The following is a 12,126-nucleotide window of genomic DNA, read 5'->3' on the forward strand; positions in this document are numbered from 1 at the left end:
CCGTGAGGGTTCATGACGCGCCGCCGGACGCCGAGGCCGTGGTGGGCGTGCTCGCGGTTGCCGGATCGGCCGGGGCGGGCAGGCGCAGCCGCTTCAGAAGGAGCGCGTTGACCGCGACGATGACGCTGGAGCCGGACATGCTGATGGCGGCGATCTCTGGGGTGAGCATGATCCCGAAGGCCGGGTAGAACACTCCGGCAGCGATGGGCAGCGCGATGGCGTTGTATCCGATGGCCCAGCCAAGGTTCTGCCGCATCTTCCGTAGCGTTCCCTTGCCGATCTTCAGCGCGATTGCGACGTCCAGCGGGTCGGAGCGCATCAGCACGACGTCGGCGGTCTCGATCGCGACGTCGGTGCCGGCGCCGATCGCGATGCCGAGGTCCGCCTGGGCGAGGGCGGGCGCGTCGTTGACGCCGTCGCCGACCATCGCGACCTTCTTGCCGGCCTTTTGCAGCTCGGCGATCTTCGCGGACTTGTCCTCGGGGAGCACGTCGGCGATGACCGTGTCGATGCCCAGCAGCGACGCGATCCGTTCGGCGGTGGGCTTGTTGTCGCCCGTGAGCATCGCCACCTCGATACCCTGCTCATGCAGCGCGTCGATCGCAGCTCTTGCGGTGTCACGGGCGGCATCGGCAAGGGCGATGACCCCGGCGATCTTCCCGTCGACAGCGAACATGATCGCGGTGCGACCACCGTTGGCGAGTTCCTGCTGCTGCGCGTCGACCGCGCTGGTGTCGATGCCCTCGGATGCCATCAGCCGGGCGTTGCCGAGGACGACCTGCTGGCCGTCGACGGTCGCGATCGCCCCTTGCCCGGTGACGTTGCGGAATGCCGTCGCGGTCCGCCGAGGGATGCCGCGTTCGTCGGCATAGGTCACGATCGCTTTCGCCAGCGGGTGCTCGGACTCTCGCTCGAGCGCCGCGGCGAGGGACAACAGCTCCAGGTCGTCCAAGCCGACCGGGAGGTAGTCGGTGACCTCCGGTTCACCCTTGGTGAGGGTGCCAGTCTTGTCCAGCACGACTGTGTCGATGCGGGCGGCGGTCTCGATCCCGGAGGCGTTCTTGAACAGCACGCCGCGCTTGGCGCCCAGGCCGGTGCCGACCATGATCGCGGTCGGTGTCGCGAGTCCGAGAGCGTCGGGGCAGGTGATGACCACGACGGTGATGGCGAACAGGATCGCCATCGGCACGTCCATCCCGGCCAGGAACCAAACCAGGAAGGTGAGGGTGCCGCCGATCAGGGCGACCAGGACGAGCCAGAACGCGGCCCGGTCGGCAAGACGCTGGCCGGGTGCCTTGGAATTCTGCGCCTCCTGCACGAGCTTGACGATCTGCGCGAGCGCGGTGTCGGCGCCGACCTTCGTTGCCCTCACTCGCAGCGTGCCGACGGTGTTCACGGTCGCGCCGATGACCTCTGAGCCGGGCGCCTTCTCCACCGGCATGGACTCGCCAGTGACCATCGACTCGTCGACCTCGGACTCCCCCTCATCCACGGTGCCGTCGGTGGGGATCTTCGCCCCGGGGCGGATCAGCATCAGGTCGCCAGGGACCACCTCGGACGTGGGGATCTCCACCTCCTCACCGCCACGGATGACGACCGCGCGGGCGGGGGCGAGCTCCAGTAGGCGGCGGATGGCGTCGTTCGCCCCACCGCGGGCGCGCATCTCCACCCAGTGCCCGAGCAGCACGAAGGTGGCCAGCACGGTCGCGGCCTCGTAGAACACCTCGCCGCCGCCGGTGAGGGTGATGATCAGGCTGTAGATCCAACCGGCGCCGACGCCGACCGCGACCAGCACCATCATGTCCAGCGTGCGGGCGCGCAGGGCACGGTACGCCCCGTCGAAGAAGATCCAGGCCGAGTAGAAGATCACCGGCAGTGACAGGATCAGCATGAACACGTCATCGCGCAGCCCGAACGGGGCCGGCACCTCGAACCCGATCACCTCCCGGCCGATCGGCGACCACAGGGTGATCGGGATCGACAGGATCAGCGCGACCAGGAACCGGTTGCGCATGTCGCGGATCATCGCGTCCATCGACATCCCGCCGTGCCCGCCGTGGCCCATCATCTCCTGCGCACTGTGACCCGACGCCTCCGTCCCGTGATCGTGCCCGTCCCCGGCGGATGCCGGATGGCCAGCATGCTCATCACCCGCTCCCGCCGCCGGGTGGGGGTGCTCGCCAGCGACCGCGATACCCTGCCCGGGGGTCCGGTGATCTTCATGCCCCTCATGCCCGTCGTGCGGTTCATGGCCGGCATGCTGGGGATGCCCGCCCAGATCGGTGTGCACCTCGTGCGTCCCGTGACCGGCATGGGTGTCGTGCCTCTGCATGGTCGCGTGGTTGTGCGGCTCGTGGGTGGGGTCACAGATATGGTCGGGCACGGACTGCCCGGCGCAGTGGTACCCGCATTCGATGACCCACTGCTGCAGGTGCGCGACGGAGGTGGTCTGCGGATCGTAGGTGACGGTCGCTGTCTGCGAGACGGGGTTCGCATCGACGCTGATCACACCCGGCTGGCGGGCCAGGTGGGCTTCGGTGACATTCTTCGAAGTCGCGCGGATCATGCCGCTGACCTGCAACGTCACGGTCTTGGTGTCGTTCATTGGTGTTCCTTCCCGATGGCGGGGTCGGTGGTGCCGGGGTGGGGCCATTGCCAGTCGGCGACGGCGGAAATGTCGGTGCCGTGCTCGCGAGTGTGGGCGCGGGCGCGCAACCGGGCATCCTGCAACTCCTGACGCAGTCCGGCGTGACGTGCGGCCAGGCCCGGGACGTGATCCAGAACGTCGATCGCGAGCCGGTACCGGTCCAGGTCGTTGAGCATGACCATGTCGAACGGGGTCGTCGTGGTGCCCTTCTCCACGAAGCCGTGGACGTGCAGGTTCTGGTGCCCCGCGCGCTTGTACGTGAGCCGGTGGATTAGCCACGGGTAGCCGTGGTAGGCGAAGATCACCGGCTTGTCGGGAGTGAAGATCGCGTCGAACTCCCTGTCCGACAGTCCGTGCGGGTGCTGGTCCTCGGACTGCAGCCGGGTCAGGTCGACGACGTTCACGACCCGCACGCTCAACTCCGGGATGTGCTCGCGCAGCAGCGCGGCCGCGGCGAGGGTCTCGAGGGTGGGCACGTCTCCGGCCGCGGCGAGGACGACATCCGGCTCGGTGCCTTCGCTCTCGGTGCCGGCCCAGGGCAGGATGCCGAGCCCGCGGGTGCAGTGCTCGATCGCCTCATCCATGGTCAGCCACTGGGGGGCGGGCTGCTTGCCGGCGACGACGACGTTGATGTACCCGGTGGAACGCAGGCAGTGGTCGTAGGTGGACAGCAGGGTGTTCGCGTCGAACGGCAGGTAGACCCGCACGACGTCGGGGCTCTTGTTCAGCGCGACGTCGATGAAGCCGGGGTCTTGGTGGCTGAATCCGTTGTGGTCCTGCCGCCAGACGTGACTGGACAGCAGGTAGTTGAAGCTCGGGATGGGCTCCCGCCACGGCACATACCGGGCGGCTTCGAGCCACTTGGCGTGCTGGTTGAACATCGAGTCGACGATGTGGGTGAATGCCTCGTAGCAGTTGAACAGCCCGTGCCGCCCGGTCAGCACGTAGCCTTCGAGCCAGCCCTGGCACTGGTGCTCGCTGAGCACCTCGATCACGCGGCCGGTCGGGGCGAGGTGTTCGTCTACAGGGAGCACGGCCGCGTTCCACTGTTTGCCGGTGGCTTCGTAGACGGCGGGTGCGATCCGGTTGGAGGCGGTCTCGTCGGGTCCGAAGATGCGGAAGTTGTCCGGGTTGTCCCGGATCACATCGGCAAGCCATTCTCCGAGCACCCGAGTCGCCTCCGCCGATGTGGCGCCCCGCCTATCCGGGTGAACCAGGTGCGCGTACGCGCGGAAGTCACCGAGGCGCAGCGGGACGCTCAGCTGCCCGCCATTGCCGACGGGGTTCGCGCTCATCCGCCGCGCGCCGTCTGGCGCGACCGCGACCGTCGCCGGGAGCGGGGCGCCGGCGGCGTCGAAGAGTTCGTCGGGACGGTAGGAGCGAAGCCAGTCCTCGAGGATCCGCAGATGCTCCGGGTTGTCGCGGACCTCGGCGAGCGGGACCTGGTGGGCGCGCCAGGTGCCCTCCACGGGGAGCCCGTCGATGACCGGCGGGCAGGTCCAGCCTTTCGGGCTGCGCAACACGATCGCCGGCCACACTGGCCGCCCCTCCAAAGTTCCGTTCGCGGCGCGGCCCTTGATGTCGGCGATGCGGTCCAGCACCGTGTCCAGCACTCCCGCGAACCGCGCGTGAGACTCCCGCGGGTCCTCGTCGTCGAAGCCGACGGTGACGACGAACGGCTCGTGACCGTAGCCGCGCAGCAACGCGACCAGCTCCTCCTCGGGGATGCGGGACAGCACGGTCGGGTTGGCGATCTTGTAACCGTTCAGGTGCAGGATCGGCAGGACGACGCCGTCGTGGGCGGGGTTGAGGAACTTGTTGCCGTGCCAGGCCGTGGCCAGCGGCCCGGTCTCAGCCTCCCCATCGCCGATCACGCACGCGACCAGCAGGCCCGGGTTGTCGAACGCGGCGCCGTAGGCGTGCACGAGGGAGTACCCGAGCTCCCCGCCCTCGTTGATCGACCCGGGCGTCTCCGGGGACGCGTGCGAGGGGATGCCACCGGGGAAGGAGAACTGCCGGAACAGCGCCCGCAGCCCGTCCTCGTTCTGAGCGATCTGGGGGAACAGCTCCGTGTAAGTGCCGTCGAGATAGGCGTTGGCAACCATCCCCGGCCCGCCGTGCCCTGGCCCCGTGACGTACAGGGTGTCCAGGTCGCGGTCGATGATCGCCCGGTTCAGGTGCGCGTAGAGGAAGTTCAGCCCCGGGGTCGTGCCCCAGTGCCCCAGCAGCCGCGGCTTGATGTCGTCACGGGTGAGGGGCGTGCGCAGCAGCGGGTTGCCCTGCAGGTAGATCTGCCCGATGCTCAGATAGTTCGCCGCGCGCCACCACGCGTCCACCCCGGACAGGGTTTCCGCGGTGAGCGGGGTGGTGTGGCGGACCCAGCGGGTCGATGTCGTGCTCATGGTCGGTGTCCTCCGGATCCGCGGCTGCAGCGGCCGCCGGGTGTGATGGTGTTCATGATCGTGCTCCTGACGGGAGGACCACGGTGGCTTCGGTGCCGCGCATCCACACGACGCCGCGGTCGTCGACGAGCACGATCGCGCCGTCGGCGGTGGTGCCGAGCGCCTGGACGGTGCCGCTGGCCGTTCCGGACCTCTCCCAGCCGGCGCCGTTGAGGCGCCAGAGGGCGCCGTCAGTGTCGACGCCGACCAGCCCGCCCGCCGGATCAGACTCCAGCAGGTACAGCAGCGGCGCGTCGGGGACAGGGGCGAAGGTGGCTCCGGCATCGCGGCTCTCCTGGACCCCATCCTGCGTCGCCGCGTAGAGGGCGCCGTCGAGTGTGGCGGCAAGGTCGACGGCAGGCAGATTGGCGCCGTCGACCCAGGTGGTTCCGCCGTCGGGGCTGGTGCGCACGGTGATCGAGCTGGACCCGATCCCGTAGATCGCCTCGGCGGTGGCGGTGAGGACGTGGAAGTCTTCCTGCCCGGTGAAGGCGACCGGCTCCCAGGTGGCGCCGGCGTCGATGCTGCGGACGATGCCGAGGTTGTGCTCACCGAGCTCGGTCGGCGTGGCCGGTCCCGGGTGCCCGGATGCGTAGAGCGTGTCGCCGTGGGCGGTGAGGCCCATCGCGTCGAAGTCGTTGCCTCCCACCGGGCCTGCGAGCACGCCGGCGGCAGTGAGCGTGTACAGGCCCGTGTGCGTGCCGAGCAGCACGGTGCCCTCACCGAGGTCGATGATGCCGTGCACATGCCCGAACGCAGGCTCGGTCGGTGCGGGCGCCGGGGCGGTAGAGCCCGCGCAGCCGGCCAGGAGGAGCCCGACGGCGACGATTGCCGCCGCGGCGACGGCGATGGTTTGGCTTCTCATGCGATGGCTCCGATGAAGAGAACAGTCGCCACGGACAGGATGATCAGGGCGAGGAGGATGGCCACCAGGGAGGCGGCCAGGGTGCGGGACGTCATGACGGGGGCCTTTCGACGGGTCACGCTGCCGGTTCCTGGAAGCGATGGCCTGGCGGGTCGCCGGGGCTCGGGCGGAGCCGGCTTGGTGTCGGCTCCGCCCGAGGGGCCGGGGGGGGTCAGAGGGTAGCGAGGATGTCCTGCATCGTGGTGATCTCGTCGGTCTGCCCGTCGATGATCTGCTGCGCCAGCGCGGCGACATCCGGGTTCTGCCCGTTGTCGAGCACCATCTCGGCCATCATGACCGCGCCCTGGTGGTGGGTGATCATGCCCTCCAGAAACAGGCGGGTCGCCTCGACACCGGTAGCGGCATCGAGGGCCGCCATGTCCTCCTCGGACATCATCCCGTCGCCGTGGTCCATGCCCTCCATGCCGCCCATGCCGGACATGGAGTCGTCGTAGGGGATGCCCCAGTCCTCGAGCCAGCCCTTCATGGTCTGGATCTCGGGATCCTGAGCGGCCTTGATCTGCTCGGCGAGGGCCACGACCCGCTCGTCGATGCCGTCCTTGGCCAGGATCTGATCGGCCATCTGGATGGCCTGCTCGTGGTGGGGGATCATCATCGTCACGAACATCTCGTCCGCCGAGTTGAACGACGCTTCCTCGGTGGGGTCGGGTGTCGTGCTGGTCATGCCGCCGGGGCCGTGATCCATGCCGGGCATAGAGCTGCCCGTGGGGGCGCAGCCGGCGAGCACGAGCGCGATGGCGAGAGCGCCGGTGGTCAGCGCGAGGGTACGGAAACGCATGAGAGGGGTCCTTATCTGTCAGTCGAAACGGGTGAGCTGATTCCGCCCGCCCGGGGTGGGCACGGCGAGAGAACCGTCCGGCACGCGGTCGCGCCGGCACGGGCGGGGAATCAGGTTCGACTGATGGACAGGACGAGGAGAGAGGGTGGTCGCGGGTGCGGCAGCGCGGCCAGGACAATGCGTCCGTGGAGTCGCAGCAGGGCGAGGGCGACGCCGAGGCGAGCCAGCAGGACCGGCGCCAGCAGCACGATGGCGGCGGCTAGCAGTGCTAGCGCGCACACCATCGTCAGCATCGAGTGATCCGGCACTCCGCCCGAGCCGCCACAGTCGCCTGCGCAATGACCGGCAGCAGCTTCGGAGTTCATGCCGGGCGTGGTCTCGGTCGCGGTGACGGCGCTCATGTCGGTGCCGGCGTCCACATGGGCGGATTCGAACGCGGTCGCCGTCGTGTCGGAATGCCCGCCCAAGAGGGTGCCGGTGAGTGTATGCATGGCCAGCAGGCCGGCGATCAGCAGAAGGGCGGTGGTGAAGGTCAGCAGGAGCCGGTGCAGCCCGGACCGGGCGTGCACGAGAGCTCGGATGTGGTTCACCGCCGACCTCCTTCCCGCATCCAGGTTACTCCGGGCGCGCCGGATTCTGATCGGCGCGCACCTGAGGCGACGCGCGAGCGTCGTGACCAGCCGAGTCGACTGAACCGGGCCGCGGTGCGGGCGAAGATCCTGGATGGCACGTGTCGGGCGCTCGGTCATCGTAGGCCGGCCCCGCTGCGATGGGACTTCTCGATCAGTGCGAGCAGCCCGAGGGTGTCGTCTTTGATCTGGGTGCGTCCGACGGCCGCCCAGTTGCGGTCCAGGTGGCGACGGAGGTAGTCGAGGACGTGCGCGAGGGCGACGGTGTGCCACGAGGCCGATTGGGCTGGATTCGCGGTATTGCCGAACGCGACGGCGCGAATCAGGTGACCTTCCGGGGCGGTGACCTGCCCGACCGTGAGCAGCTCTTGCACGAGGGCGGGCGCGTCGGCGGGTGAGCAGCAGCCGAACCGCGCGAAGGCGGCTTCCAGCACAGCGGGGTCGCGCATAGCCGGGTTGAGTTTAGGGGCGCCTTCCTTGACTTCGCCCACGATCATGTCCGGCATGCCCGGCCGGGCGCCGAGCGCAGGGTCCGGATCGTCGCCGGGTGCGCGGTTGAGCCGGATCGCGAGGATGTCCAGGTCGGTGACGGTGCGGGGCCTGTCGGCACCGGCCGCGTCCAGCACCGGGTACTCGGCGACGGTGAAGTATCCGTTTACCCGCAAGTACGCTTGCACCAATCCAACCGCCGTGTCCACCGTGCGCTCCGTTCTGTCGCCGTCGTCAGTCAGGCGGCGTGGGCGTAGCGGGCCGGGTCGGCGTCGAACAGCGGACCGCACTCGGGGCAGCAGAACCAGTAGCGGGCGCCCTCGTAGTCCCGGAACAGGCCGCGTTGCTCGGCCCACGCCGGATCGACCCGGTTGCCAGGCATCACCGGACAGGTCACCAGGTTCGTTGCCCCCGCCGGAGGCTCGTGATGGTGATGCTCGTGCGCGCTGTGATTCTGCGCTCCGTGAGCATGCTCGTGAGCGTGGTCATCCGTGTGGTCGCGCCCCGAGTGATCGTGGTCGTGGGACATGATGTCTTCTCCTTCTTGAGCGATGGGTCAGGCCCGGATCGGGGCGGGCTCCCGCGAGACCGGGGCTGCGCTGGGGGTCGGGACGGACAGGGGGCGGAAGCGGCGCAGCCGGAGGCTGTTGGTGACCACGAACACGCTGCTGAACGCCATAGCGGCGCCGGCGAGGATGGGGTTGAGCAGGGCGAGCATCGCGACCGGGATCGCGGCGACGTTGTACGCGAACGCCCAGAACAGGTTCCCCTTGATCGTGCCCAGGGTGCGGCGGGCCAGCCGGATCGCATCCGGGACCAGCACCAGGTCTCCGGAGACGATGGTCAGGTCGGCGGCGGTGATGGCCGCATCGGTGCCGGTGCCCATCGCGATGCCGAGGTCCGCGGCGGCCAGGGCGGCGGCGTCGTTCACGCCGTCGCCGACCATCGCGACCACGCGTCCCGCGGCCTGGAGCTCTCGGATGGTGTCGAGCTTGCCCTGCGGGGTGACCCCGGCACGGACGTCCTCGATGCCGACCTGGTCGGCGATCGCGCGGGCGGCGCCCGGGTTGTCGCCGGTGAGCAGGATCGGGGTCAGCCCGAGCGCTCGGAGTCGGGCGATCGCCTCGGGGCTGGTGGGCTTGACGGTGTCGGCGACGCTGATCGTGCCGCGCATCTGCCCGTCCCACGCCACCACCGTCACGGTCGCTCCCGCCGATTCGTCCGCCGCGATCGTCGCGGCGAGCTCCTCGGGGACCGGGATGGCCCATCGCGTCGTGATCCACGAGGCGCGGCCGGCAGCGACCATCCGGCCCTCGACGATGCCGTGCACGCCCTGACCGGCTTCGGCGGAGAAGGACTCCACCGCGCCTGCCGCAACGGTCGCGGCGGCGGTGATGGCGCGGCCGATGGGGTGCTCTGAGCCGTGCTCCAGCGCGGCGGCGACTCGGAGCAGTTCCGCCGGGTCGGTGTCTTCGGCGGGGTGGATGCCGGTGACGGTCATGGTGCCGGCGGTGACCGTGCCGGTCTTGTCCAGCACGACGGTGTCGATGCGGCGGGTCTGCTCCAGCACCTGCGGTCCGCGGATCAGGATGCCCAGCTGCGCGCCGCGGCCGGTTCCCACCAGCAACGCGGTCGGCGTCGCCAGCCCGAGCGCGCACGGGCACGCGATGATCAGGGTCGTCACCGCGGCGGTGAAGGCGACCTCCAGCCCGGCTCCGGCGATCAGCCAGCCGGCGAACGCGGCCAACGAGAGGACGATGACGACGGGCACGAAGATCGCCGAGACCCGATCGGCGAGGCGCTGCACCTGCGCCTTGCCGGTCTGCGCCTCCTCGACCAGCCGGGCCATCCGGGCCAGCTCGGTGTCCGCTCCGACGCGGGTGATCTCCACCAGCAGGCGACCGCCGGTGTTCACGGTCGCGCCGACGACGCGGGAGCCGGGGCCGACTTCCACCGGCACGGACTCGCCGGTGAGCATCGACTCGTCCACCGCCGAGACGCCCTCGGCGACCAGGCCGTCGGCGGGGATCTTCTCGCCCGGCCGCACCACGACGCGGTCGCCGGGGACGAGCTGGCCGACGGGGATGCGCTGCTCGACGCCTGTCCGGAGGACGACGGCGTCCTTCGCGCCGAGCTCGAGCAGGGCTCGAAGCGCTTCCCCGGACTGCCGCTTGGCGCGGACCTCGAGGTAGCGGCCGAGCAGGATGAACACGGTCACCAGCGCGGCGACCTCCAGGTATACCTCGTGACCGCCGGACTGCGGGGTGCCGACGAAGGTGACGCTCATCCGCATCCCTGGCATCCCGGCGCCGCCGAAGAACAGCGCATACAGCGACCAGCCGAACGCGGCCAGCACGCCGACGCTGATCAGGGTGTCCATCGTGGCCGCGCCGTGGCGGGCGTTGATCGCCGCGGCCCGGTGGAACGGCCATGCCCCCCACACCACCACGGGGGCGGCGAGGGTCAGGGCGAGCCACTGCCAGGAGGTGAACTGCAGCGCAGGGATCATCGACAGCACCCCGACGGGCACCGCCAGAAGCGTCGAGATGATTAGCCGCTGCCGCAACGACAGCAGCTCCTCATCGCGAGGCGCACCAGCTTGCCCCTCGACGGGGTCGGTGGCGGGTGGGGCAGGAACGGTCGCCCCGTACCCCGCCTGCTCGATGGCCGCGATCAGCTCCTCCACCGCCACCGGGGACTCGGCGTGGACACGGGCCTTCTCGGTGGCGAAGTTGACGGTCGCCTCCACCCCGGGCAGCTTGTTCAGCTTCCGCTCGACCCGCGTCGCGCACGACGCGCACGTCATCCCGGTGATGTCGAGATCGACATCCGTAGCCGTACTCATGACGCGCTGGCGAGGCTGTATCCGGCCTCCTCGACCGCCTCCCTCACGCGGGCAGCGTCCACCGGGGCGGTGCTGGACACGGTCACCGTCGAGACGCCGCCCGCGTGCAGATCGACCTCGACGCCGGAGACGCCGTCGATGGCGGAGACCTCCTCGGTCACACTGCGCACGCAATGCGAGCAGGTCATCCCTTCCACCAGGAACTGCGCCGACACGCCACCCGCCCCAGGCTGAGCCGGCGGTGCAGCCTCGGCCTTCGCCGCGGTGCCGTGCGTGGTCGGGCTGCAACACGCGCAACCGCCGCCGCTGGTCGCCTGCAGTCCGAGGTCCTGGAATCCCTGTCCGGTCATGATGTGCTCCCTTCGCGAGCATTGAATGAATGTTTGTGGGGACGAATGTCTCTAGGAACGGACCAGCCGCGCGATCGCGGCGTTCGCCTCACGCAGCTTTTCCTCCGCGACGGGGCCACCCTCGGCGGTCGCCTGGGCGACGCAGTGCCCGAGGTGATCCTCGAGCAGGGTCAGCGCGACCGACTCCAGCGCCTTCGTCACCGCGGAGACCTGGGTGAGGATGTCGATGCAGTACACGTCCTCATCGACCATCCGCGCGATCCCGCGCACCTGACCCTCCGCACGACGCAACCGCGCCAGCAGCGCCTGCTTGTCATCCACGTATCCGTGTGCCATTCCGACCACCTCCTACCTGACCATATACCTACTAGGGGTATAGGGTACATGACAGTCCAAATATTCCCGGAGAACGCAAATTGAAAGGGCGAACGTGACTAACTGGTACGTCATCACCGGTGGGCCTAGCTCGGGCAAGACCACGACCGTGAACCTGCTACGCGACCGCGGCTACACCACCACCATCGAGCACGCCCGCCACTACATCGATCTCCAGCGCATCGAGGGGCGAACCGTCGAGGAGGTCCGCGCCAAGCAGCGCGAGTTCCAGCGCGGCGTGCTGGACATGCAGCTCGCCGAGGAAGCCGCCCTCGATCCCGCCACGACGGTGTTTCTGGACCGGGCCATCCCAGACTCGCTGGCCTACTACCGCTTCCTGCAGCTCGAACCCGACCCGATCCTGGTGGCCGCGCTCGAGCAGGTGGACTACCGCACGACGTTCATCCTGGACCTGCTGCCGCTGGCGCCGGACTACGCCCGCACCGAGGACACCGCCGCCCAGCAGCGGATCCATCACCTGCTCACCGAGGTATACGCGGCGCTGCCGTTCCCGATCGTGCACGTCCCAGTGCTCGGGGCGCAGGAGCGGGTCGACTTCATCCTCGACCGGCTCTAGCGCCGGTCGCCGCTCCCGGGCGCCTACTGCCCGGGTGTGGAAGGCAGGACTCCTCATAACATACCCCCCT

General features: G+C 69.5%; 11 protein-coding genes. 1 reads left to right on the top strand and 10 read right to left on the bottom strand.

Annotation, left to right across the window (positions count from 1 at the left end):
• Positions 1-10: 10 nt before the first annotated feature.
• From LL239_RS07705 to LL239_RS07750, 10 genes are all read right to left on the bottom strand, one after another.
• Positions 11-2,605: a heavy metal translocating P-type ATPase gene (locus LL239_RS07705; RefSeq protein WP_228162871.1), complete on the bottom strand. Its 2,595-nt coding sequence runs from the start codon at positions 2,603-2,605 to the stop codon at positions 11-13.
• On the bottom strand, positions 2,602-5,049 hold the full coding sequence (locus tag LL239_RS07710) for a phosphoketolase family protein (RefSeq protein WP_228162872.1): 2,448 nt from the start codon (positions 5,047-5,049) through the stop codon (positions 2,602-2,604). The genes LL239_RS07705 and LL239_RS07710 overlap by 4 nt, the downstream gene beginning before the upstream one ends.
• A gap of 52 nt (positions 5,050-5,101) precedes the next feature.
• On the bottom strand, positions 5,102-5,953 hold the full coding sequence (locus tag LL239_RS07715) for a F510_1955 family glycosylhydrolase (RefSeq protein ID WP_228162873.1): 852 nt from the start codon (positions 5,951-5,953) through the stop codon (positions 5,102-5,104).
• 211 nt (positions 5,954-6,164) lie between these two features.
• Positions 6,165-6,791 carry a DUF305 domain-containing protein gene (locus tag LL239_RS07720; RefSeq protein ID WP_228162874.1) on the bottom strand — a complete coding sequence of 209 codons (627 nt, stop codon included), beginning with the start codon at positions 6,789-6,791 and terminating at the stop codon, positions 6,165-6,167.
• A gap of 110 nt (positions 6,792-6,901) precedes the next feature.
• On the bottom strand, positions 6,902-7,381 hold the full coding sequence (locus tag LL239_RS07725; RefSeq protein ID WP_138178302.1) for a DUF6153 family protein: 480 nt from the start codon (positions 7,379-7,381) through the stop codon (positions 6,902-6,904).
• Between the two features lie 155 nt (positions 7,382-7,536).
• The gene (locus tag LL239_RS07730; protein ID WP_138178304.1) at positions 7,537-8,118 is read right to left on the bottom strand and encodes a hypothetical protein; all 582 of its coding nucleotides are present in this window, start codon (positions 8,116-8,118) and stop codon (positions 7,537-7,539) included.
• 29 nt (positions 8,119-8,147) lie between these two features.
• Positions 8,148-8,291 (bottom strand): YHS domain-containing protein, encoded by a 144-nt coding sequence (locus tag LL239_RS07735; protein ID WP_308218569.1) that lies wholly within the window; start codon positions 8,289-8,291, stop codon positions 8,148-8,150.
• A gap of 174 nt (positions 8,292-8,465) precedes the next feature.
• Positions 8,466-10,754 (bottom strand): heavy metal translocating P-type ATPase, encoded by a 2,289-nt coding sequence (locus tag LL239_RS07740; protein WP_228162875.1) that lies wholly within the window; start codon positions 10,752-10,754, stop codon positions 8,466-8,468.
• Positions 10,751-11,104, bottom strand: a complete 354-nt coding sequence (locus tag LL239_RS07745) for a heavy-metal-associated domain-containing protein (protein WP_228162876.1) — start codon at positions 11,102-11,104, stop codon at positions 10,751-10,753. Before LL239_RS07745 ends, LL239_RS07740 begins: the two co-directional genes overlap by 4 nt.
• A 51-nt stretch (positions 11,105-11,155) precedes the next feature.
• Positions 11,156-11,440, bottom strand: coding sequence for a metal-sensitive transcriptional regulator (locus LL239_RS07750; protein ID WP_045246014.1), 285 nt, complete (start codon positions 11,438-11,440; stop codon positions 11,156-11,158).
• 94 nt (positions 11,441-11,534) lie between these two features.
• On the opposite strand from LL239_RS07750, the gene LL239_RS07755 reads away from it, so the two are divergent.
• On the top strand, positions 11,535-12,056 hold the full coding sequence (locus tag LL239_RS07755; protein ID WP_228162877.1) for an AAA family ATPase: 522 nt from the start codon (positions 11,535-11,537) through the stop codon (positions 12,054-12,056).
• The last annotated feature ends 70 nt before the right edge of the window (positions 12,057-12,126 follow it).

The organism is Microbacterium testaceum, from assembly GCF_020781835.1.
In the GTDB taxonomy this organism is placed as follows: domain Bacteria; phylum Actinomycetota; class Actinomycetes; order Actinomycetales; family Microbacteriaceae; genus Microbacterium; species Microbacterium testaceum_H.